Source organism: Arthrobacter sp. APC 3897 (assembly GCF_030407495.1).
Taxonomy (GTDB): Bacteria; Actinomycetota; Actinomycetes; order Actinomycetales; family Micrococcaceae; genus Arthrobacter_B.
This window is the reverse complement of sequence record NZ_JASDDG010000009.1, coordinates 42,286-63,779: the sequence shown is the minus strand read 5'-3', so window position 1 is coordinate 63,779 and position 21,494 is coordinate 42,286. Positions and strand designations below refer to the sequence as shown.

General features: G+C 59.7%; 22 protein-coding genes. 9 read left to right on the top strand and 13 right to left on the bottom strand.

The features are described 5' to 3' along the window. Positions 1-192 precede the first annotated feature (192 nt). The 4 genes from QMA10_RS06275 (at position 193) to nhaA (ending at position 3,267) form a co-directional block, all read left to right on the top strand. Positions 193-924: a hypothetical protein gene (locus QMA10_RS06275; RefSeq protein ID WP_290166976.1), complete on the top strand. Its 732-nt coding sequence runs from the start codon at positions 193-195 to the stop codon at positions 922-924. 122 nt (positions 925-1,046) lie between these two features. After that, a complete protein-coding gene (locus QMA10_RS06270) occupies positions 1,047-1,544 on the top strand; it encodes a DUF2505 domain-containing protein (RefSeq protein ID WP_290166975.1) in 498 nt (165 codons plus the stop codon). A gap of 12 nt (positions 1,545-1,556) precedes the next feature. Next, on the top strand, positions 1,557-1,790 hold the full coding sequence (locus QMA10_RS06265; RefSeq protein ID WP_290166974.1) for an SCO4848 family membrane protein: 234 nt from the start codon (positions 1,557-1,559) through the stop codon (positions 1,788-1,790). 85 nt (positions 1,791-1,875) lie between these two features. Beyond that, positions 1,876-3,267: a Na+/H+ antiporter NhaA gene (gene nhaA, locus QMA10_RS06260; RefSeq protein ID WP_290166973.1), complete on the top strand. Its 1,392-nt coding sequence runs from the start codon at positions 1,876-1,878 to the stop codon at positions 3,265-3,267. 23 nt (positions 3,268-3,290) lie between these two features. Here the strand turns inward: nhaA and QMA10_RS06255 are convergent, their stop codons facing one another. The 5 genes from QMA10_RS06255 to QMA10_RS06235 all read right to left on the bottom strand — a co-directional run bounded on the left by QMA10_RS06255 (position 3,291) and on the right by QMA10_RS06235 (position 7,792). Beyond that, positions 3,291-4,199 (bottom strand): hypothetical protein, encoded by a 909-nt coding sequence (locus QMA10_RS06255; RefSeq protein ID WP_290166972.1) that lies wholly within the window; start codon positions 4,197-4,199, stop codon positions 3,291-3,293. 682 nt (positions 4,200-4,881) lie between these two features. Continuing rightward, positions 4,882-5,802 carry a hypothetical protein gene (locus tag QMA10_RS06250; RefSeq protein WP_290166971.1) on the bottom strand — a complete coding sequence of 307 codons (921 nt, stop codon included), beginning with the start codon at positions 5,800-5,802 and terminating at the stop codon, positions 4,882-4,884. Beyond that, positions 5,802-6,554 (bottom strand): signal peptidase I, encoded by a 753-nt coding sequence (locus tag QMA10_RS06245; RefSeq protein WP_290166970.1) that lies wholly within the window; start codon positions 6,552-6,554, stop codon positions 5,802-5,804. Before QMA10_RS06245 ends, QMA10_RS06250 begins: the two co-directional genes overlap by 1 nt. Before the next feature lie 17 nt (positions 6,555-6,571). Beyond that, positions 6,572-7,129 (bottom strand): hypothetical protein, encoded by a 558-nt coding sequence (locus QMA10_RS06240; protein WP_290166969.1) that lies wholly within the window; start codon positions 7,127-7,129, stop codon positions 6,572-6,574. Between the two features lie 87 nt (positions 7,130-7,216). Next, positions 7,217-7,792 carry an alternate-type signal peptide domain-containing protein gene (locus QMA10_RS06235; RefSeq protein ID WP_290166968.1) on the bottom strand — a complete coding sequence of 192 codons (576 nt, stop codon included), beginning with the start codon at positions 7,790-7,792 and terminating at the stop codon, positions 7,217-7,219. A 284-nt stretch (positions 7,793-8,076) separates the two neighbouring features. Here QMA10_RS06235 and QMA10_RS06230 point away from each other — a divergent pair, with 284 nt between their 5' ends. The 4 genes from QMA10_RS06230 (at position 8,077) to QMA10_RS06215 (ending at position 11,567) form a co-directional block, all read left to right on the top strand. Continuing rightward, positions 8,077-8,652: a low molecular weight phosphatase family protein gene (locus QMA10_RS06230; protein ID WP_290166967.1), complete on the top strand. Its 576-nt coding sequence runs from the start codon at positions 8,077-8,079 to the stop codon at positions 8,650-8,652. A gap of 200 nt (positions 8,653-8,852) precedes the next feature. Then, complete coding sequence (locus QMA10_RS06225; RefSeq protein WP_290166966.1) at positions 8,853-9,239, top strand: VanZ family protein; 387 nt, start codon at positions 8,853-8,855, stop codon at positions 9,237-9,239. A gap of 190 nt (positions 9,240-9,429) precedes the next feature. Continuing rightward, positions 9,430-9,792, top strand: coding sequence for a hypothetical protein (locus QMA10_RS06220; RefSeq protein WP_290166965.1), 363 nt, complete (start codon positions 9,430-9,432; stop codon positions 9,790-9,792). 83 nt (positions 9,793-9,875) lie between these two features. Beyond that, positions 9,876-11,567 carry an ATP-binding protein gene (locus QMA10_RS06215; protein WP_290166964.1) on the top strand — a complete coding sequence of 564 codons (1,692 nt, stop codon included), beginning with the start codon at positions 9,876-9,878 and terminating at the stop codon, positions 11,565-11,567. A 112-nt stretch (positions 11,568-11,679) separates the two neighbouring features. Here QMA10_RS06215 and QMA10_RS06210 read toward each other — a convergent pair whose 3' ends face one another. Then, entirely contained in the window at positions 11,680-12,501 is an 822-nt protein-coding gene (locus tag QMA10_RS06210; RefSeq protein WP_290166963.1) for a response regulator transcription factor, read from the bottom strand. A gap of 121 nt (positions 12,502-12,622) precedes the next feature. Between QMA10_RS06210 and QMA10_RS06205 the strand changes: the two genes are divergently transcribed. Then, a complete protein-coding gene (locus tag QMA10_RS06205) occupies positions 12,623-14,296 on the top strand; it encodes an ATP-binding protein (RefSeq protein ID WP_290166962.1) in 1,674 nt (557 codons plus the stop codon). A gap of 32 nt (positions 14,297-14,328) precedes the next feature. Here the strand turns inward: QMA10_RS06205 and QMA10_RS06200 are convergent, their stop codons facing one another. The 7 genes from QMA10_RS06200 to QMA10_RS06175 form a co-directional block, all read right to left on the bottom strand. Then, positions 14,329-15,438, bottom strand: a complete 1,110-nt coding sequence (locus QMA10_RS06200; RefSeq protein WP_290166961.1) for an oligosaccharide flippase family protein — start codon at positions 15,436-15,438, stop codon at positions 14,329-14,331. Positions 15,439-15,497: 59 nt separating this feature from the next. Beyond that, positions 15,498-16,439 carry a glycosyltransferase family A protein gene (locus tag QMA10_RS17665; RefSeq protein WP_356833969.1) on the bottom strand — a complete coding sequence of 314 codons (942 nt, stop codon included), beginning with the start codon at positions 16,437-16,439 and terminating at the stop codon, positions 15,498-15,500. Continuing rightward, the gene (locus QMA10_RS06195; protein WP_290166960.1) at positions 16,436-17,386 is read right to left on the bottom strand and encodes a glycosyltransferase family 4 protein; all 951 of its coding nucleotides are present in this window, start codon (positions 17,384-17,386) and stop codon (positions 16,436-16,438) included. Before QMA10_RS06195 ends, QMA10_RS17665 begins: the two co-directional genes overlap by 4 nt. 173 nt (positions 17,387-17,559) lie before the next feature. Then, positions 17,560-18,339, bottom strand: coding sequence for a WecB/TagA/CpsF family glycosyltransferase (locus QMA10_RS06190; protein WP_290166959.1), 780 nt, complete (start codon positions 18,337-18,339; stop codon positions 17,560-17,562). Further along, on the bottom strand, positions 18,336-19,247 hold the full coding sequence (locus tag QMA10_RS06185) for an O-antigen ligase family protein (RefSeq protein WP_290166958.1): 912 nt from the start codon (positions 19,245-19,247) through the stop codon (positions 18,336-18,338). The genes QMA10_RS06190 and QMA10_RS06185 overlap by 4 nt, the downstream gene beginning before the upstream one ends. A gap of 505 nt (positions 19,248-19,752) precedes the next feature. Next, positions 19,753-20,229, bottom strand: a complete 477-nt coding sequence (locus tag QMA10_RS06180; RefSeq protein WP_290166957.1) for a hypothetical protein — start codon at positions 20,227-20,229, stop codon at positions 19,753-19,755. Between the two features lie 47 nt (positions 20,230-20,276). Next, positions 20,277-21,314 carry an acyltransferase gene (locus QMA10_RS06175; RefSeq protein WP_290166956.1) on the bottom strand — a complete coding sequence of 346 codons (1,038 nt, stop codon included), beginning with the start codon at positions 21,312-21,314 and terminating at the stop codon, positions 20,277-20,279. Between the last annotated feature and the right edge of the window lie 180 nt (positions 21,315-21,494).

The following is a 21,494-nucleotide window of genomic DNA, read 5'->3' as shown; positions in this document are numbered from 1 at the left end:
CTCTGTTCCGCCCCGTCCGGCCGCACGCTAGGTTGAGGGGTTTTACCCCCAACCGGAAACCCGGCCCGGACGCTCCCAAGCCGGGCTGCCCGGGCCCCAATCCGGCGGGGTGTTCTGGATTTTCATTCCGCCCACTGCCACGCTGGGAAGGCACGGGCACACCCAGCTCCCTCCGCACGTAAGGACTGCCCCATGGCACGCAAAGCCCAGCTCCTCTTCGGCGCACTGCTTCTGTCCCTTCTGGCCCTGACCGGCTGCAACGACAATGAGTCGGGAGGCGGTTCGTACTCGGCTGACAATGAAGAAGCGACCACCACCTCGACGGCCAGTCCGGAATCCTCGGGCGGGGACACGGCGGCGGCCTGTGCGTCTGCTTCTCCGGGGAGCGCGGCACAGGAAAGCTGTGAGGCGCAGGGCGTTCCCGGTGTCACCGAAAGTCCGGACCGCTGCGGCAGCACCACACCCAGCCCCATTGCCAGCGGCATCATCCAGGGCACGTTCGGCTCCTACTGTGACAACGCCATCGCCACCACCTATGACAAGTCCCTGGTGCCGGACAGTGCGGACACCACCATCACCATCAACGAGACGGACGCGGACACCACGCTGCAGATGATTGCGCGCGGCTTCGAGCCGAATACGGAGTTCAGCGCCACCCTGCATGAGAGTCTGTGCGGCTCGTCCCCCTCGGATGCCGGCCGGGAATACAGCGACACCCGGAACGAGGACTCGGATGATCTGGATCTGAACTTCACCACCGACGCGAACGGCGGTTCCACCGCCAGCGTTACCGTGCCGTGGGTCCTGCCCGACGACGGCATCGGCCGCTCGCTGCTGATCACCGTGGACGACGGCGGCACCGCGAGCCCGAGCGCGGCCGACGACGACGACCGCGCCGTCGCCTGTGTGAGCCTGGAGCGCTGATCCGGGCGCCGGATACGTTTCGGAGCTGAAGGGCCGCGCAGATTAGGATGATTCCGGGCCGGTTGTCCCGTGCCAACGTGCACGGAGCACCGGCAAACCGACATCCCACATCTGGAGGACCCATGGCTTTGAACGCCTCGACCACCCTGCCCTACGACGCCCGGACAGTCACCGACGCGTTCACCAACGAGGACTTCCTGCGCAGCGTCAGCGAACACGTGGGCGGGTCCCTGGTTTCCGCCACGGTGGAGGGCGACACCGCCGGAGCGTTTGTGCTCACCGCCGTCCGCACCCTTCCCACGGACCGGCTGCCGGACATCGCCAAGAAGTTTGTCGGCACGTCCCTGACCGTCACCCAGAAGGAACACTGGTCCGCGCCGGCGGCCGACGGCTCCCGCGAGGCCTCCGTGGACCTCTCTGTGGGCGGGGTTCCGCTGAAGGTCAACGCCGTCCAGCGCCTGGTCCCGGTGGCCGAGGGCACCCGGGTGGACGTGGACGGCAAGGTTAGCTCCTCCATCCCGTTCCTGGGCGACAAGATTGCCAAGCAGGCTGAGCCGATGATCGGCAAGGCGTTGACCATCCAGGCCGGCCAGGCCGGCAAATGGATCGAAAGCCGATAGGGCCGGATACCCGTGGATAACAGCATTGCCCTGCCCACCGCCCTGGCGGTCATCCTCATCATTGCCGGACTGTGGAGCCTGCTTGTCTGGCCGCCGTACCTGATCGAGGCCTACAAGAGCCCCAAGGCCCGGGATGAAAAGGGTGCACCTACCCGGTACCTGACCGTGAACCTGATGAAGGTCTCCACCTCCATGCTTTTCGGCCTGGTCACCATCATCGTGGGATTCCGCGCCCTCATGGGCTGACAACGGTGGGTTAACACCCCCGGTTGGTGCCAGAATGCGGATACCCCGTCTTTCCCGACGGAGGATTTCCCTGCTGAGGAGTTCCATGGCACCGGATTCGCAGAACCACCCTGCCGGCCGCCCCGTGCCGCCCGAGCGCGGGGGCGGCACGGTCCTTGCCCGCTCCAGCTATCCGGAATTCCTGCGCATCGGAGCAATCCTGCGCAAGGAAACGGTTGGCGGGGTGCTCCTGCTGATCGCCACGGTGGCCGCACTCATCTGGGCCAACTCCCCGGCGTCGGACTCCTATTTTGCGCTCCGCGACTTCGAGTTCGGCTACGAACCATGGCACCTCAAACTCAGCGTGGGCGCCTGGGCCGCGGACGGCCTGCTGGCCGTGTTCTTCTTCCTGGTGGGGCTGGAGCTCAAGTACGAGTTCGTCGCCGGGGACCTGCGCCAGATCAGTAAGGCCATTGTGCCGGTGGCCGCGGCGGCAGGCGGCGTCGTCGTTCCCGCCCTGATCTACGCCGGGATCAACGCCGCCGCCGGCTCAGGCGGGCTGCGCGGCTGGGCCATTCCCACCGCCACCGACATTGCGTTTGCCCTGGCGGTGCTGGCCGTGATCAGCTCGCATCTGCCCTCGGCTCTGCGCATCTTCCTGCTGACCCTGGCCGTGGTGGATGACCTGATTGCCATCACCATCATTGCGTTCTTCTACTCCGAAGACGTGCATCTGCTCTACCTGCTGATCATGCTCGCCCCGCTGGCCCTGTTCCTGTACCTGGCGCAGACCAAACGGCGGTTCTTCGGCACCCGCCCGGTGGCCGCCTGGCTGGTCCTGCTGCCCATCGGCGTGGCGGTGTGGGCACTGATGCACGCGTCCGGGGTCCATGCCACAGTGGCCGGGGTGCTGCTGGGCTTCTGCGTTCCGGTACTGCGCAGCAACCCGGGCGGCACACCGGTGCAGCCGCAGCCGGGCAAACCGGGGCTGGCGGAAATCTTCGAGCACCGCTTCCGCCCCATTTCGGCCGGTTTTGCGGTGCCGGTGTTCGCGTTCTTCTCCGCGGGCGTGGCCATTGGCGGATTCAGCGGGCTGGGCTCGGCGCTGACCGATCCGGTGGCGCTGGGCATCCTGGCCGGTCTGGTGCTGGGCAAGCCGCTGGGTATCCTGGCCACCACCTGGGTGGTCACCGCTGCCACCCGTGCCCGGCTGGATTCCAGCGTCCGCTGGATTGACCTGACCGGGATCGGCATCCTGGCCGGCATCGGGTTCACCGTGTCCCTGCTGGTCAATGACCTCAGCTTCGAACCGGGGTCCGAGCACAATGACCACGCGAAGGTGGCCATCCTCGCGGCGTCAGTCACCGCCGCGCTGCTGGCCGCCGTCCTGCTGCGGATCCGCAACCGGCATTACCGGCTGGTGGAGGAAGAGGAAACGGCCGATGCGGACCAGGACGGCATTCCGGATGTTTACGAGGACGACGGCGACGGGCGTTAGCAGCGGGTGTTCCGGACTGGTCATCACCAGCACTGGTGGCTGTTGGCTCCCAGCTGATACGTCAGGTAGCGCGGATCGCCCGCCAGCGCCCCGTTCAAGGGTTGGACCCGGATGGTGTAGCGGCTCAGATAAGCAGCGCTGCCGGGAACGGGCTTCGGCATCAGCATGCTGAAAGTCGCGCTGCCTGCTGTAACAACCTGCTCTCCGCCGTAGCCGGAACCATTTTGCGCCGTCATGGTGACCAGATAGTTTTTGGCGCCGGTGGACGCGGACCAGGTAAACCGGGCCTGGACGTAGTCCGTGCCGGAGTCGAACGGGGGCAGGTCGCAGGCAGGCTGGATATCACCCACCGGTGCCGCGCCGGTTGGATTGCTGTAGTAGCAGTTGTTGCTCTTGTAATGCTCATACTCGTAGGTGAAGTAGAGCGGGTCCCCTGCAACGGTGCCGTTCATGGGCATCACGCGAACCGTGTACTTGGTGTAGAACGGCGAGGAGCTGCCTACCGGCTTCCCGTCCTGATCAGACGGAAGCCGTCCAAACCGAAAATTGGCCTGGGTCGCATTGACAGTCTGGGTCTGGTCATATTTCGCCGCCGTACTTCTTACCGTGACGACGTAGCTGGTGGCCGCTGCGGCGGGGCTCCAGGCGAACCGGACGTCCGCAAAGCTGTTGGGCCGCATCTCCAGATCGCTAAGGACTGCTGCACAGGTTTGACCGGAAGGCGTTGCCGGACGCGGCGCCATTACGGGATTGGCTGTCACGGGCGCGGTTCCTGGCGGTACTTCAGACCGGGTGGTACCGGCGATGGCAATCTGTGTGGACTTGCTCCAGTAGGCGTAAGCTGCGGTGCCGCCGATGCCGAGAACCAGAGTGAGTGCAAAGGCGACGACGGCGGTGCGGTATCCGGGAAGAGCAAGCAGCCAGCGGATCATGCCTCGCTTGTTCTCGGGCGGCACTCTAGGCTCATCGGCAGAAATGATTTTGTCCTCAGCTTCATGACGTACTTCAGGAAATGCTCTGGTCTAAGACCTGCAGGGAAATCCGGCTATTCCCAGGTTCTGATATCCCATCATGACGGGAGCGCTCGGTTCCGATTGAAAAAGCAGATTAGAGGGACTAACGCGGACCGTTGCAGTTGAGGGAGATTTGAGAAGTGCTGTTCGCAGAGTCACTGTCAGAGGCTGCTCCCGGAAGGAGTATCCCAGCGATGCTTTGAGATCCAGGTTGAACGGTTCCACGCCCAAAGCTCCGCTAGGAAGTGCGTAGGAAATCGGTTGGTCCAAGAGCCCTGACTCAAACGTGACTATGTAGCGTGCTTCGGGGTCCATACCGGGAGTCTCCGGCCAGACAATCCGGTTGACGAAAGCCGGCTGGCACCGGATGTTGGTAGGGATGGGGGTGCTCGGCTGGAGTGTTTGCCCGCTGATAGTGACGCCTGTCTGCTTACTCCAATAGGCGTAGGCCACCGTGCTGCCAATGCCAAGCGCCACGGTAAGAACAAAGGCAATGGCTGCCGCCCGGAACCCCGGCTGGTTCCGGAGCCGCCCGAACAACCCTGGCCGCTCCCCGGACTGTGACTTCGTTTCATTACCAGCCGCAGCCCCCAGCTGCTTCTTATTCATTTGCTGACCTGTTCCGTAGCCGAAGGATCACCGCCGCGGTGAAAAGTACCGACATTCCTATCAGGAGCGTACCTGAGAGGGACCTGATGATGGGTTCCACAGTGCTTTGGAAGCCGGCCGGAACCAAGGCAACGGGGGTCTCCAACGGTGCAATCATGTTGATTGAACGCCCCGCTCCCGTGTCAGCCAGGGCTCCCGCCGCCTGAATAACCGGAGCCTGGCCGGCGCCGGAAACCGGGCGGATTCCGGGAACCACGGACAAAGATGCATCAGGTCTTCTCGGCTGCTCCGCTCCGGCAGGTTTGCCCGGGTAGGACTCGTTTGGGGTGGACGGAGCTTGCCCGCCGGCCGCTGCAGCGCATGCCGGCCGTGGTTCCATACCACCCGACTCGGATTGTAGGAGGAAAAGCAGATCAAACTCCGCGGTGCGGTTGCGGGTTTCATTCGGCGCGTCCCAGGACAGGTCAACCTGGAAACCCAGTTCCAGTGCCTCCCCCGGTTTTAGCTCCCACGCCTGGTTCACGTCCGCACAGCTGCCCGTGGAGCCCAGCTGCGTGCGGGATGAAAGATTCGATTCCGCTCCTGCGCGAAGGCCCATGTAGTTATTGAGCTCTGCGTCGGACCGGACAATGACTGCGGCCGAGGTCAGGGCCGCGGGTTCAGAGCTGTTGTTCCGAACCCAAAGCGTGGTGCCCGCCGCGGCGCCGGGGATATACAGGTACCCGTCCTGGAAGACCGGACCGGCGATTGTGGAGCTGAACGTTGTTCCGTCGAGGCTGAACTGGAGGTCATCGTCAGCCGCGAAGGCTGCCGGTGCACCGGCCAGGGACAGAAGGCCCGTGAGCCCAGCAGCAGCTGTGGCGCCGGTCCAGCGCCGGGACCGTTCACGTCCTGCTGGTTGGGGAGCGTTCATCAGACAGTTGCGTGCTTCCTGGCCTCGTGACGGTGGCGGTGTTTGCCCAGCTCGCCGCGGCGCCCGCTGTGGTCGCAGCCGTCGCAGTCAGTCAGGATGGGATCGCCAAATCCGTCCGGATCTGCCTCGCCTTCAACCGGCCCGAGGTCCGGGAAAACAAACGGATCGTCTTCGGCGCTGCGGTTATCCTCAGGGGTTTCGCCGTCGTTGCGCTTTTTGGCCAAAGCACCGCGGACCAGGGCAACAACCCCGTAACCCATCAGGGCAACGGCGCCCCACTGGGCCATGGCACCGCGGTCGGAGTTGCCCAGCCCGTTGGCGATGAAGCCAACAAACGGGACGGCATAGAAGAGCTTGCCCTTGATCTGGACTTCGCGCACCGGAAGCTCGTCCTCAACGGAGTTGTTGTCGCCCTTGGTGGTGAAGACGGTTTCGCCGGTCTGGTCCGCGCCAACGGACGTGATGCGGTGGGTGATGACGGCGGGAGAGCCGGATTCAATCTGGTAGGTAATGATGTCGCCAACGGTCAGTTCCTGGAAGGGAACGGGCTTGACCACAAGGAAGGTGCCCGGAGCGTACTTCGGGGCCATGGAGCTGGTGAGGACACTGTAGGTCTGTGATCCGGTGACCATGGGTATGACCACCAGGGCAAGGGCAGCCAGAGCGGCGAGGCAGAGCGCAATGTAGCTGACACCGGTGCCGATGAAACTCAGGGGGCTGGCTGGGGCTTCTGCTTTCTTGCGACCGCTCATGGTGTTCCTATCCTCGCTTACTTGGGTGTTGGCGCGGTTTGCGCCACGTTGAGGGTGATGGGGATGTCAATCGGCTCGCCAAGCAGGTTGGCCGGCGTGCTGCTTTTCAGTTCCACCTTGAAGCAAATGTTCTGCGTTCCGCCGATTGCCAGGGTTGGCAGGACCGGAATCCGGGGGGCGGCATCATACGTGGCAGCCGCAATGGCTGAGCACTGCACTCCCGCCGCTGCCGGAACCGTCTTCACGGTCAGGTTGCCGGCAAAGTTATTCGTCGGCACCAGCCCGGAAAGGCTCGGCTGGATACGGAGTGCGGAACTTGCGTTCACATTGTTCGTGACCGTCAGGGAGGTGTAGGCGGCAGTGCCGCGGGCCAGCTCCCCGATGTTCAGGATGACCGGTGTGCCGGTCATCTCCGCCCTGTTCACCAGAATGCTGAAATTGGCGGACTGGACGGTGCCGGCGTTTGAGGGTACCGCCGCGTTCCACAGTGCGTAGCTCCCCTGGACCGTCATCAGCCCGAGCACAACAGCCGCGATGATCAAACCGGCCGCTTTCAGTGCTCGAAGGCTCTTCATCGGTTTTGTCTCCAGAGGGAACAGGCTGTGCGCGGAGCGTGCGCACCGCGCACAGCCGGGGGTTAGAACAAGATGGTGCGGGTGTTACTACGGGGCGACCGGGGCGGGAGCCTGGGTGGCGGTGGTGGCGGTGGGCACGTTCTGCTCGAGCTTGAAACCGACGCCGCTCAGTGCCTGCTCCTGCTTCATGGAAGCGGTGGTGTTAGAGCTCAGGTTGGTGAAGTCAACCACCAGGCGGGCCTTGACGGTCTGGACACCGGCCGCGAGCTGCAGCGGGGTGGCGGTGACGCCGTTGGCGGCAGGGGTCCAGCTGGTGCCGTTGTTGGTGCTGTATTCCATGGTGATGTTCGCTTCGTTGCCGAAGGCCCTGGCCACAGCGTCCGTGGTCTTCAGGTTGGCGGTGATCCGGTCTCCGACCAGCGTGACTTTGAGGTCCTGCGAGTAGGTCAGCTTCTCACCGGGGACCATCTTGTAATCTGCAACGCGGATGGCGCCGGCCGTCATGTTGCTGGCCCAGGTTCCGGTTCCGGCTTCCATCTTCAGTTCACCGGAAGCGATGGTGCCGGCGCTGGCGTTTGCCGTCGCGTTCCAGGTGGCGAGGGTGCCGCCGCCGCCGAGGAGGAGTGCTGCGCCTACGCCGATTGCCAGTGCGCCTTTAGCCATCTTGTTCATTGTGTTCCCCTTGTTCGTTTTGCTTGAAACTGTTTCGGCGTTTGGAAGGTTTTCCTTGCCGCTGGGTATTACTTTGCCGCCCCGTCCTCAAGAAAAAGCGCGTCCTTCCCGCAGGGTTGATGCAACGTTTGGCCAATGCTCAAGGGCCACACAAGGTAACCTCAACATCAGCGCAATGAACCGTGGATTTGTCCGCAAACGCCCGTTTAGCGCTCCCAAACATCCGCAATATCCGCCACAGCAACCCAAAGACGCGCAATTCGAAGCCCGAGGACATGAGCATTAACACCCCGTTCCGCATCCTGACCGTCTGCACCGGCAACATCTGCCGCTCCCCCATGGCTGAGCGCCTGCTCCAGGCCGGCTTTGATGACATGGCCCCCGGCGAGTTCACTGTCACCAGCGCCGGCACCGGGGCGCTGGTGGGCTCGGGCATCGAACCGCACGTGGCGGGTTTCGTGAATGTCTTCGGCGGCGACTCCACCAACTTCATCTCCCGCCAGCTCAGCACCGACATCCTCGCCGGCCAGGATTTGGTGCTCGCCCTGAGCCGGGCGCACCGCAGCAAGATTGTGGAACTGGCTCCGGGGCTGCTGCGGCGCACCTTTACCCTGCGCGAGCTGGCACGGCTGCTGCCGAACATTGACGGACCGGCCGACGCCGGGGCCTCCGAACGCTGGACGGCCGCCATGGGCCGGGCGCTGCGTCTGCGCACCGCCAACCCGGGCGGTCCGGAGGAGGACGACGTCGTGGACCCGTACCGCCGCAGCGACGAGACCTACCAGCGGATGGTTCAGGAACTGTCCCCCGCCGTGAACGCCCTGCTGGCGTGGGAACGCCGGTACCGGTGACAGGCACCGGGTCTGCCCGGCAGCAGCCGCCGCCCCCTCCGCCGGGACCTCCCGCTCCTCCCGCTCCTCCCGCTGCACGGACGCTGATGCCCCGGACTCCGCCGGCTCCAAAAACCCCGCCAACGCTTCGGACTTCCCCGCCAACGCTTCCGGCGCCGAAACCGGCCTCGCGGCGCGTCCGGCAGCGGCGGACCCTGGCCGTGCTTTTTCTCCTCTATATAGGAGTGCTCGCGCTGGTGGTGTTTTGGCCTTCCCCCGTGGACGAGGGGTCCGCCGGCACGCTCAAGACAATCCTGCGCAAACTGCACAGCGTTGGCGTGCCCGGCTGGATCAACTACGGCTTCGTGGAGACCATCGCCAACGTGGTGATGTTCGTTCCCTTCGGCGTGATCGGCGCCGCCTGGCTGGACAGGGACCGCACCTGGCTGGCCGCCGTCGCCGGCATTGCCGTCTCCTGCACCATTGAAGCGGCACAGGCACTGCTGCTGCCCAACCGTTACGCCACCATCTATGACGTCACCGCCAATTCACTCGGCGCGGCCCTGGGCTGCATTGCGGTATATGCCTGGCGCTCCCGCCGGCAATAAATCTTTCCCCGATCTTGCGCCTTCCCGGGGGACGTTCCTGAGCTAAGGCTGGCATTGTCATAGATATCAAGCACCCTTATGAAGCACCCAGACCCCCCGCACATCACAGCGGCCCCCAGAGCGGAGGAACACCCATGGCTCCGACAGCATCGGTTTCATCCTCCCCCTCGCCGCCGGCACGAGTCTGTTCATGATGGCCACGGCCGAGCATGTCCCTGATCTGCTGCACCGCGGACAGCTGCTGGATCTCGCCGACCAGCTGGGGCCGGCTTCCTGCCGCGAGTTCGTCGGCAACTACGTGGCCATGTGGGAAGGCCGCTTCGACCGGCTGCGCACCGCCGTCATCGCCGCGGACGACGACGCCGCCATGGACGTGGTGCTGAGCATCAAGATCGCCAGTGAAATGGCCGGCGCCCAGCGGCTGGCAGCCCTGGCCTGCTGCGCCCAGGAGCGCCTGAAACAGGCCGGGGCGGCGGAGCTGTCCTCCATGCTGGGCCTCATTGCCGTCTGCGGGCGGGAAACCATGCCCTGCCTGCTCGCATCCCTGGACTAACTCCCGGAGGCGGGAAAAGCCCGACGCACGTCCGGGTACGCTGGGAGCAGGCAGTTCGCTTACCAGGGGGAGAGTTTACATACATGTCACGGCTCTCCTCACGCCTGGTCTCCTCCCTGACATCCGGCCGCGACTTCCATCAGATGCCGCTGTCCCAGCGGGTACGGATCAGCCAGGCCCCGCTGATGATCACGGTTGCCCTGCTCTGCATTATTTACGCAACGCTGCTGCCGGCCATCATGGCGAGGCCGCAGTTCCAGGCGGGGCTGGCACTGCTGGTGCTGATCACCGCAGCCACCGCCGTCGTGCCCTGGGACCGGCTCTGGTATCCCGTCTACTGGATCCTGCCGATTTCGGACTTCGCCGCCATCGGCCTGCTGTACCACGGCGGTTTTGGCCTGGCGATGGGCATTTACCTGCTCTGCGTGTTTCCCGTCTTTTGGCTGGCCTGGTCCCGTGTCTCGGCCGTGGGTGCCATCCTGCTGAGCTTCATCTGCCCGCTGATCATCGTCTGGTATCCCGTGTTCGCTTCCTCCGAACCGGTCACCGGCCAGCGGCTGGCCGCACCCATCCTCGGCCCGCTGGTGACCCTGGCGGTTGCCATGACGGTCACCGTGATCCGGCGGGACATGGATGCACGGCAGGCGGCTCTGGCCCAGAAGGACCGGCAGCTGGAAAACGCCCTGAACCTCAGCACCGAGCGCTCCGAGCTGCTGGACAGTGTCCTGAACGCCATCGACGTCGGTGTGCTGGTGGTGGACGCGGACGGTGCAGCCATCCATAAGAACAATTCCATGCAGGCCCTGGACGCCCGGATCCGTCCGGACGGCATGAAGGATACCCAGGAAGCGGACCTGCTGTTCTTCGCCTCGGACCGCGCCACCGCCCTGCCCGCTGACCAGCGGCCCGTGGCGCGCGCCATGCGGGGCGAATCCTTCGAGGACGTGCTGCTGCGGGCCGGTCCGCCCGGAGACCAGATGACCCTCTCCTGTTCCGCGCGCGTCCTGCGCAGCGAGCAGTGCCTGAACGGTGCCGTCATCGCCTTCCACGACATCACTGCACTGGATGACGCGCTGCGGGCCAAGGATGACTTCGTGTCCAGCGTGTCCCATGAGCTGCGCACGCCGCTGACCTCCATCATCGGCTATCTGGATCTGGCCCAGGACGAGGTCGAGGACACGGGGCTGACCGGAACCATTCCCCACGCCGTCTCTGTGGCCCAGCGCAACAGCGAGCGGCTGCTGCGTCTGGTCTCGGACCTGCTCGCCACAGCCTCGGGCAGCGTCTCGGTGGAACCCCGGCCGGTAGCCGTGGCCGAGCTGATCTCCGCCTCCCTGCGCGCTGCCGCGCCGCGGGCCGCGTCCGCCGGCGTGGAGCTGATTACCAGCTGCACGCCCGCCCTGGCCGTCCAGGCGGACCCGGTGCGGCTGGGCCAGGTGCTGGACAATCTGCTCTCCAACGCGATCAAATACTCGCCCGACGGCGGCACCGTCACCGTGAGCGCCTGGGCCGACGGGAACTGCACCTGCCTGGAGGTCCGGGACACCGGCATGGGCATGAGCGAGACGGACCAGAAGGATCTGTTCACCAGGTTCTTCCGCACCGGCGCCGTGCGGCAGGCCGGCATTCCCGGCGCCGGACTTGGCCTGGCCATCTCCAAGAACATTGTGGAGGCCCACGGCGGCACCATCACCCTGGTCAGCGCACCCGGGGCGGGATCCGCGTTTACGGTGTCCCTGCCGAACGCGCCGTCGCTCGCCGGGAGCGCGGCGTAGGGGCCCTTCGGCCTAGCCGTGGGGTGCCTGTGCCTGGGTCTCCGCGGCCGCCCTGAGGAACCAGGATGCGGGAAGAACGGCTGCGCCCACCCCGCACGGCTGCCTGCAGAACTTAGCGGGTCGGGGCCAGCCGGTAGCCCACGCCGCGGACTGTTTCCAGCCAGCGCGGTGAGCGCGAATCGTCGCCGAGCTTGCGGCGGACGTTGCCCACATGGACTTCCACCGTCCGCTCGTCCGCCTCGCTGATGAAGCCGCCGGCGTCGTATTCGTCGCCGCGCAGCCGGCGCACCAGGTCCGTCTTGGTGCGGACGCGGCGGCCGCTTTCCAGCACGGCGTGCAGCAGTTCAAATTCGGTGCGGGTCAGCTCCACCGGGGCGCCGTCCACCTCGGTGGTGCGGGTGCCGAAGTCCAGGCTCAGGCCGTTGTGCCGGAACTGCCCGGATTCCGGAACAGCGGATGCCGCGGGTGCGGTTCCTGCGGCAGCAGCCAGTGCGGGAGCAGCGGTCTCGGCGGCGGTGTCCGGCACCGCGGCGTCCGACGTCGTCGCCGGCTTCTCCTCGCTGGCGCGGGGGCGGCGCAGCATGGCGGAGATGCGGGCGCGCAGTTCGCGCGGGCGGAAGGGCTTGGTGATGTAGTCGTCGGCGCCGGCTTCCAGGCCCATGAGGGTGTCCAGTTCCTCGGCGCGGGCGGTCAGCATCACAATGTAGGCGTCGGAAAACAGGCGCAGCTGGCGGATCACTTCAAAGCCGTCAATGTCCGGCAGGCCCAGGTCCAGGGTGACCACGGTGGGATTGTGTGTGCGCACGGCTTCCACACCGTCGGTGCCGTTGGGGGCGGTGAAAACCTTGAAACCCGACTGCTGCAAGACCGCGTTTAGAAGGTCGCGGATATCTTTGTCGTCCTCGATGATGACTGCAACGCGCTGTATTTCCATATTTTTGGTGTTTTTCCGTCCTGCGAGACCTTCTGATAACCCGCTCCCCTTACCGGAGATACTACAGGCTCCCCCTATAATCGCAGCTATAGCTGTCAAGGATCAGGGGTTCGTTTTTTATATGTCCAGTTTCGAGCGCCGGGCCCTGACCCTGCTGGGAATCCGCACTCATTTCCACGAATTGTCATTGCGCCTGAAGGTAGCCGTCACGCAGCTGCCGCTGGTGATCTCCGTACTCATTGCGCTGCCGCTGGTGGCGCTGGTGAGCCCGGAAACGTTTACCGAAGAGCGGTTCCGGCAGGGGCTGGCGCTGCTGGCCGTAACCACGGCCGCCGCCGTCGCCATTCCCTGGGACCGCCTGTTTGTCCCGGCGTATTGGCTGATTCCGCTGCTGGATTTCGGCGTCATCTGCCTGCTGTACTCCGGCGGACGCAATTCGGTGACGGGGCTGAGCCTGCTGTGCGTGCTGCCGGTCTTCTGGCTGGCCTGGTCCGGTGCAGCACGCAAGCTGGCGGCGCTGCTCAGCTTTGCCGGCACCGTCCTGGTGGTCTGGTCACCGCTGTTCGCCGCCGGGCAGACAGAGCTCCGGGATCTCGCGGCGCCCATGCTGATCCCCTTCATCATGCTGGCCATCTTCGGCACCGTGTCCACCGTGGAGCGGGACAATGTGGAACAGCAGAAGCAGCTCCGGGCCGCGAAGGCCGAACTGCAGGAGAGCCTGCTGGAGAGCCGGCACAGTTCCGCACTGCTCAGCGCCGTGCTGGACACCGTGGATGTGGGCGTCCTGGCCCTGGACCGGCACGGCAAAATCATCCTGATGAACAACCGGCAGGTGATCAACCACCAGCTCACCCTGCCGGTGGGAACCACCAGCTTTGTGGAAGAGACGCTGGAAATTTTCGGCCTGGACCGCAGGACGCAGGTGCCCCCGCACGCCCGGCCGGCCCAGCGTGCCATGCGGGGCGAATCCTTCTCCGATTACGTGGTGTGGCTCGGTTCCGGGGAGCGCCAGCGTGCCCTGGCCGTGGCCGCCCGCCCGGTGACCGACGACGACGGCGCCTTCAACGGCTCGGTGCTCGCCTTCTCCGACGTCACGGACATGGTCAACGCGCTACAGACCAAGGACGACTTTGTAGCCAACGTGTCCCATGAGCTGCGCACTCCCCTGACCTCCATCCTCGGGTATCTGGACCTGGCGTTGGAGGAGGCAGAGGACCGGAACCTGGCCGGTCCCATCCCGTCCGCCCTGCTGGTGGTCCAGCGCAACGCCGAGCGGCTGCTCACCCTGGTTTCGGACCTGCTGACCACGGCGTCCGATTCCCTCCAGCTGGTGCTGTCCGAGGAGAAGCTGGGCGAACTGATTGAGATTGCCCTGGATTCCGCCGGGCCGCGGGCCCAGGCCGCCGGAGTGGAGCTGCGCAGCGAACTGGCCGGAGACCTGATCCTGCGGGCGGACGCCGGGCGGATCCTGCAGGTGCTGGACAACCTCCTGTCCAACGCCATCAAGTACTCCCCCGGCGGCGGCGTGGTGACCGTCCGCGCCTGGGCTCAGGACGAGTCGGTGATCATGGAAGTGGCGGACACCGGCATGGGCATGAGCGTGCTGGACCAGCTGGAAGTCTTCACCAAATTCTTCCGCACCGGCTCGGTCCGCAAGGCGGCCATTCCCGGCGTGGGCCTCGGCCTAGTGATCACCAAGTCCATCGTGGAAGCCCACGGCGGGCTGATTTCGCTGGAGTCGGAGCTTGGGGTGGGGACTACGTTTCGGGTGGAGCTCTCTTCAAAAAGATCTTGAATTTACTAGTCGGGAGTTGCCCCCCGGCGGTTTTAGAATAGACGCTTCCTTGCTAATACATACAATGCTAAGCATTTGATCGCATAGACACCGAACAGGCAGATAGCACACCCAACAGCCCCACCAAATAATGCACCGATCCACAGGGCAGGTATCAATGCTATGCCGAACCAAAATCCGTTATGTGCGACTAATTTCTCATAGCCTTGACTCTGCAGGACTCCACCCATAGGCGATGACAACGCTATGAACGGAAACGCTAGTAGCAGCCAAACGAAAATGTTGGCCGATTTCGCATACTGGTCTCCTAGGACGAAGACCATCAACTGCCCTGCGAAAGGCACAACCCCAGCCATTAAGAGAAGAAGAATAAAGTGCGTCAAGACCAGTTTATGCAGGATTACCATCGCCCTTCTTCCTGACCCTCTTGAGGAGTGCGGAAGGACTAAACTCGCGATCACACCTGGGATCAGCATAAAGGGAGAAATAATTCTCTGAGCGGCGGCATACAAACCGCCTGCCTGGCTAGAGACCGCAGCAGACACTATTGCGGTATCGAGATTCCTCGCAGAGGCTGATACGTTCGAGACCAAAAAAGGAAATGCTTCACGAAGCAGCCCCGAGCGTTTAGTACCATGCCCGTACCAGCTCCTAAGACTCAGCCTCATATGGACCTGACCGAAAATTGAACCAATCAGAAATGACGCGGAGTAAGAGTCAATGGATTCAATCCCTACCGCATGAAGAATAAGCAGCGCTGACAAACCGACTGATCGGCGGAGCAGGAGAGATTGTGCAGGCACCGCCTTGATTCCGTTAGCGATAGGGATACTCAACGCGGTATCAGTATTCTTTTCGAGGGCCAGCGCGGCCCCCAACATCATCGTTCCATACGAAATGCCACCTGCAGCAGCAAAGGCAGCGATAGCCGCCACCGCAAGAAATCCACCGCCAACAGTTGTCATTGTATTAACACGAAGCGCCGATGCCACGCCGGGATTGTCACCCGTGGCCACCGCCCGGGAAATAAATGTCGACATCCCAAAATCTGAGACCACGAACAACACAGCACCAACGCTAATTATTGCGGACAACACACCGAAATCAGCAGGACCAGCCCATCTTGCGACCAAGACACCCATACCTACGAGCATCAAGCTCCCCAAGGCCCGCGTAAGCACTAACGCGATAAACTGAGACTTCAAATGCTTGCACTCTTTTTACGCAACGAAATAATCGCCTTTTTAAATCCCGAATTTAGGCGCTTATAGAGAGATCGAGCCATATACGCTAACGCATACGAAGCACTGTAGCGCGAAGGAGATCCAGCGCTGAGTGCACTTTTACACACAAATAGGATATCCGAAACCCCTCCATGCGTAGCAGCCGCACGAAGTGGGTAACGAGTAAGGAGAAAATCAATATACACTTTCTCGCGTTGAGTCGACAGCATTTCCGACTCAGCCCAAGCAACCGAATCCCTAACGCTTATACTCTTTGAAACAGACCCCGGAGTGTCCCCGAATGTGACCGTCGCCGCTGCATCTTGCCAGATCGCAATACGTGGAAACATATTTTCGACGTCTAACATCCATGTTAGGTCCTGGTGGAATCGTAGGCCTGATCGCCAGGGAACCAATTCAACGAGGGCTGCTGGAAACAGGAGCGTAGAGGTAGACAAAGCTCCTTTTGCCCCAGACCCAAAACCCTTTAGCACGAAGAGGTACTCGGATAGTGACTCGGACGAATCTTTGATCCGAACGGGATACTGAGAGCCATCGGCTAGAACCCCGGTTGATGAAGCAATCCATACGTCATTTTCAGCATTCGTAGCTACTAAACGATGCAACCGCTCCAGATGATCAGGTGTCCAGGCGTCATCGTCGTCCAACAGCGCAATATAGGCACCATTTGCCTGCCTCATACCGGCTATCCTCGCGTTGTTTCCCCCGGCCCTGGGACCAACACTGAGAACCTTGACGTCCGGGAAAGCTTTCAAGTCTAATGCGGTCTCACTATCATTACAGACTATGACTTCATCCGGAACCAGAGTCTGGCTGTATACCGATGCCAATGCATCCTGAAGCGACCGGCGCCCAATAGATGGTATAACCACGGAAATAGATTCGTTAGTTAGACTCATTTGGCAGCTGTACTTTCCAATGCATTCCTATAAGCCGTCACGGCAACATCCGTTCCGCGCTCAAGCTCGATCTTGTTCTTGGCATTTTTAGTCAACCGATTTCTTAAGTCTGGAGAGCCAGCGAGCTCAGTTAGGACCCTTGCAAGTGATTCCTCGCTTCCTGCCCGGTATGTCAAACCTGACACGCCGCTTTCGAAGAATTCGCCAGCACCACCAGCGTCCGGTGCTACAACGACAACTCCGTGCATCATCGCTTCTCCGACAGTACGTCCGCTTGGTTCATTTTCATTAGCTACGACGAGGACGTCTATTTCAGAATAAATCTCAACGGGTTGTTTAACACCAGCAAAGTTAACAAAGGGTTTATCGAATTGTAAGGCCATCTGTTGGAGTTCTGCCGGGTAATCAGAATCCAGATGAGCAGCGCCATAAACATTCAACCTGACGTCCATACGAGCAACTAGCGAACCGACCGCGCGGACAGCTAAATCCACGCGCTTTTCCCGGTCGACACGCCCAACGATACCAATATTGAGGGGAGCGTCATCGGCCCTCTCCACACAGCAATTACTGGCAGGTAATTCGATCGGCCTCGGAACGATAACAGCTGAAGAGGACATCCAGAGATGCTTCGATACATATTTACTAATGGAGATTGCCCTATGCGCAAACCGCACGCACCCAGCCGATGCGAGTCTGTCCATCCAGCCCCGCGGTGCATCATGTATGTCCGCTACCAACCGGAACTTATTCCCATGAGAAAGCCTCAACATGGGAATAAGCGGCAGGAGTTGAAGGCTAAAGACGACGATACAGGAACCTGAAGGCTGCCTAATCAGGTTTTTGTACATTGACACCAGAGCGGCAATACGTCCTGAGCCGGCATTGATGAGGTCTGTACGCACCATGGCTTCGGTCTTGAAAAAAGATGCAGTTTTTTCTGACAAGCAGAGAACTTTACTAGACTTCGCGAGCTCATTCTGCCTATCGTGAAGTATGATACTCAGGCTCCGCTCCGCCCCCCAAGGCTCCTTCGCAGCACTCACAAAGACATAGACAGTCTGTCTCTGTTCGGGAATTTTTTTTGAACTTTTCCACACAGTTAAATGTTCGCCTTAATCTAGTCTTTGCTGTTTAAGCGCCGGATAGACACCAATATTTCTTGCATTATTACTGTGATGAAAGTGATGCCGCTACTCAAATACCGCCTCCAAAGACGAGATGGCTCTTGTACTAGCCTGTAAGCCCACTCAAGACCCATTCTCTGTACCCAGGAGGGTGCTCGTTTGACGCTACCCGCAAGAAAGTCAACAGTGGCTCCTACACATAGGATGGCCTTTACATCCAAGTCGCTGCGACTGGCTTGAAGATGGGCCTCGCTCTTTGGCGCACCAAGACATAGCAATAGGATATCTACAGGCGTGATATTAACGGTTTCGACAAAGTTCCGTCTGGAATTCGCGGTAGGATTCGTTGGGAGAGTTAGATTGCCCGACATCTCTACAATTTTCAATTTTGGATATTCTAACCTTATGTTCTCGTAGGCACGAGCAAGTACGTGGTCACTTCCACCCATGATGCCAACGGAATAGGACCGTTTCTCGGCCAACGAAAGTACGTCCAAAGATAGATCGGACCCCGCTATACGGCCACCCTTATATGCTGAGAACAGCCTTAGTGCTGCCGCAACTGGCCAACCATCCGGAACTCGAATATCTGCCAGGTTGAACAATTCAGCCAACATGCGATCTTTGCTGGCCAATTTGAGATGAAATATATTAGGCGTTATAACGGTCATGGGCTCAGTTGAACCGTCGTCTATGTGCTCAGAAATTTTACTAAGCACCCCTGATGCAGACTCTCCAGAAAATGATAGTGCACCTAGCCTGTGTTCAGTCATAATGTAATGCGTACTCCTTTGCTTCGAATGTTGGGCTTATGGGCAGACATAACGTTCACGCAAATGCTCGCAATGATGATAACAGCCCAGCCGGCAGGATTATAAAATCGACTTTCGGCTACGTTATAGAAGAGCATAAACGATATCAGAGCGAAAGGAAGACCGCTAGAAGCTTGACTGGTTACCCCGATGGTTTTCCATGCTTTTACAAAAATAGAAAGAATAAGACAAAAAAATGTCAGTGCACCGACGATTCCGGTTTGCAGTAGCACATCGAGATATCCATTATGAGCATGTGTGGCAGCAGGATTACGTAGAGATTCCTGTATGAATACTCTCATTGGCGACCCATCGGACCAGACAGCTCCGAAACCGTACCCATTCCACGGCTGCTGAAGCCATAAATGGGTTACGAATTCCCAAATACCAGTTCGTGCCGAAAGCGTCGGGGATTTGCCTAAGAGAGAAAGAATCGTCCCCGATTCGTTCAGTATCGTGTCGAGAACAAAAGCCGTAAACGCTAACATTGTCAGGGTCAATACTGTTCGTCCGGACCTACTCACGATCTTGGAGTGTAGGCGCAAGTAAGAGACGATCGCCGCCGAGAATACACACGCCAACATCGCCGTGGTCGAATCTGTTCGATAGATCCCGAGCAATAGGAAAAGCCCGATTGCGTACTTAACCCAGATCTTCCGAAAAGCAAACGCGTAAAGGTTGGCAGTAAACGCTATGGACAGCATAAAACCCAGGATATTTTTGTGACTATATATCCCAGACAACATTCCGGCGTCAAGTGCTTTGCCGGGAGCTGCAATTTCTAAGATCAGCGAAGCTGTGAGCGCCGTAACTCCAACATATATCAGAGAAACTCCGACTTCCTCCGCGCTGAGATGACGTGCGATCATAAAAACTGCTAAAGCTAGTAAGGCAAAAATGACAGCTGTGTACAGTGTTAAACGACTGTTCGAACTAGAGTAGGAGCTCAAACTCAAGTAGATAAGAAAAACCCAAAGGAAGCCGCTGATCTTGATCCCATTTCGGGGCTTATTCATAAGAGAACATATGACAATCGCAATGAGAGACATCGCAACAATCGATTGATACCCTCCGAGCCAAGGGGCGAGTGAAGACGGGTTACCGCTCATCAGTACCAGGACGCAAAGGAGCACCGTCGCGACCCTCCCACGCACTCCGGCGCGGCCTCGTTGTATCGACGGCTCAGTTAGACTTGCTGGCTCAGCCATCGGATTTTAGCCTCTCGATCTTACGCGGGAATGATACAAGCATCACTCGCTCCAGTGCTTATAGTAATCGGTAGTCCGGGTCACCACGAGCACATGGCAAAGGCTGCACTCATTGATCTGAATGCAAAAAGACTGACCAAGCCGAATCGATTATTTCACATACTGGTTAGCCTTCAGCCGCTCCGGGACTGTCATTCAGCGTTTTTGTGCCTTCCAGGACGCGTGCTTTAGGGCCCACAACTCTAGCACCCGGGGGCACGTCGTCCGTTACCACTGAACCAGCCGCGATCACAGCGCCAGCACCGATCGTTAGGTTCTTGCCGTGGCGCGGTATCAGGATTGCGCCTGCGCCAACAAAGACTCCGTCCTCGATGAGAACTCCCAGAGTGGATCCTTCATCTTGCCATCCACCTGAAATCGTTGCCCCGTGCCCAATCTTGACTTTGGAACCTATCTTGGTACGAGGATGAACCACAGTCGTCAAACCACGATGATAAAGCCTGATGTCCGGTTGAATGTCACATTCGAAAGGCAGTATTGTTTTGAATAGAACGAAATTCGTAGCTTTGATGAGTTTCGCAAAGACAGTCAGCTTTTTGCGATGGAGCCGTGTCGACAACCACCATAATTTTTCAGGTCCCATTTTTTCATGACTTTCTATAGGTTATTAATCCAAAGCTTACAAACGCGTTAAGCCGAAAGTGGAGGAACGTGGCCCTTCCTGCCCATACCAAGGGATGCTGCCGGCATGCTCTTCGGTGTTCCGAACATGAAGCCTAAGTTCATGCTCGACATGAATTTGTGTATCGCGAGACTGGACCAAATGACAACGATGTTGATTACCATAGGCAGTAAAGCAAAAAGAGCGGCAGGGAGCGTAAATGAAATTTTTAGTGCGCAAGAATGGACTATTGCCAGTAACGGAATGTGCAACACGTAGATGGGCAACGTATTCTTGCCCAAATAGTCGAGTGCAATAGGAGTATGAGTGCCTGCGACCCTGCATAGTCCGAAAGCTGCGAACACAAGTGGGACTGCAGTAAAGACTTCAAGCCATTGCAACCCTGTTGCCCGTTGGGTCATGGTCAATAGGACTCCGGAAGCCAAGCTCACGACCAGCAGGAGGCAAGCTTTTGACTCCACTAATTGTTTTATCCCCTTGCTGAAGTAAATTCCAACAGCAAAATACACAAAGGATCTTCCCAGAGATTGCAAATTTCCGTGAATATGTATGGGAAGAAAATCCCCAGCCAGAATAAGGGCCGAAAGTGTTCCTACCAACAGGATCGCCAGTCGGGCTCTATGGAATACTTTAACTATAACGAAATATACGATGAGTGCATACAGATACCACAGATAACTTGTAGCCAAAAAGAGTTCACTTATAAAACGCGGTATAGATCTGGGGATGCTAGTGTTGAAGTTTCGAAAAAATAAGAATAATATTGTTCCTATCACTAGCCATATGGCGTAGATAAAGTACATTCTCAATACACGTCTTTTTACTACAAGGCGCCATGGCATGACTACTGATCTTGCGGCAAGAATTCCCGATATCATGAAAAACATCGGCATTCTAAGGATGGGTAATATGTCACCAACAGAATCCCAGGCTTTTATCACCACTTCATGTCCCGTAAGGTCCACAAATACTTTAGTTTGCACATGGCCCAGCACCACTAGAAAAATGGCTAGGCTCTTGGCGATGTCAATCCAGCGAAGTCTCATTGAAGCGAATTATACCGAGCAAATGCGACGTAAATAAATTTGATGGACTTCATTATGTAACACTTTTGCTTGCCGTGAGTTATGTGTTAGTATGCGGATTCTTGGATGTATGGGGTTGGTTCGAGAAAGCTGTGTAACGGCTGCTGATGCCGTGTCTGTTAACAGTCAGGGCTATTCCCG

Bases quoted from the DNA above. Each gene is read 5' to 3' on its own strand.
- QMA10_RS06275 (WP_290166976.1), top strand. From the start codon at position 193: ATGGCACGCAAAGCCCAGCTCCTCTTCGGCGCACTGCTTCTGTCCCTT.
- QMA10_RS06270 (WP_290166975.1), top strand. From the start codon at position 1,047: ATGGCTTTGAACGCCTCGACCACCCTGCCCTACGACGCCCGGACAGTC.
- nhaA (WP_290166973.1), top strand. From the start codon at position 1,876: ATGGCACCGGATTCGCAGAACCACCCTGCCGGCCGCCCCGTGCCGCCC.
- QMA10_RS06255 (WP_290166972.1), bottom strand. From the start codon at position 4,199: ATGATCCGCTGGCTGCTTGCTCTTCCCGGATACCGCACCGCCGTCGTC.
- QMA10_RS06250 (WP_290166971.1), bottom strand. From the start codon at position 5,802: ATGAACGCTCCCCAACCAGCAGGACGTGAACGGTCCCGGCGCTGGACC.
- QMA10_RS06245 (WP_290166970.1), bottom strand. From the start codon at position 6,554: ATGAGCGGTCGCAAGAAAGCAGAAGCCCCAGCCAGCCCCCTGAGTTTC.
- QMA10_RS06240 (WP_290166969.1), bottom strand. From the start codon at position 7,129: ATGAAGAGCCTTCGAGCACTGAAAGCGGCCGGTTTGATCATCGCGGCT.
- QMA10_RS06235 (WP_290166968.1), bottom strand. From the start codon at position 7,792: ATGGCTAAAGGCGCACTGGCAATCGGCGTAGGCGCAGCACTCCTCCTC.
- QMA10_RS06230 (WP_290166967.1), top strand. From the start codon at position 8,077: ATGAGCATTAACACCCCGTTCCGCATCCTGACCGTCTGCACCGGCAAC.
- QMA10_RS06220 (WP_290166965.1), top strand. From the start codon at position 9,430: ATGATGGCCACGGCCGAGCATGTCCCTGATCTGCTGCACCGCGGACAG.
- QMA10_RS06215 (WP_290166964.1), top strand. From the start codon at position 9,876: ATGTCACGGCTCTCCTCACGCCTGGTCTCCTCCCTGACATCCGGCCGC.
- QMA10_RS06210 (WP_290166963.1), bottom strand. From the start codon at position 12,501: ATGGAAATACAGCGCGTTGCAGTCATCATCGAGGACGACAAAGATATC.
- QMA10_RS06205 (WP_290166962.1), top strand. From the start codon at position 12,623: ATGTCCAGTTTCGAGCGCCGGGCCCTGACCCTGCTGGGAATCCGCACT.
- QMA10_RS06200 (WP_290166961.1), bottom strand. From the start codon at position 15,438: ATGGGTGTCTTGGTCGCAAGATGGGCTGGTCCTGCTGATTTCGGTGTG.
- QMA10_RS17665 (WP_356833969.1), bottom strand. From the start codon at position 16,439: ATGAGTCTAACTAACGAATCTATTTCCGTGGTTATACCATCTATTGGG.
- QMA10_RS06190 (WP_290166959.1), bottom strand. From the start codon at position 18,339: ATGACTGAACACAGGCTAGGTGCACTATCATTTTCTGGAGAGTCTGCA.
- QMA10_RS06185 (WP_290166958.1), bottom strand. From the start codon at position 19,247: ATGATCGCACGTCATCTCAGCGCGGAGGAAGTCGGAGTTTCTCTGATA.
- QMA10_RS06180 (WP_290166957.1), bottom strand. From the start codon at position 20,229: ATGGGACCTGAAAAATTATGGTGGTTGTCGACACGGCTCCATCGCAAA.
- QMA10_RS06175 (WP_290166956.1), bottom strand. From the start codon at position 21,314: ATGAGACTTCGCTGGATTGACATCGCCAAGAGCCTAGCCATTTTTCTA.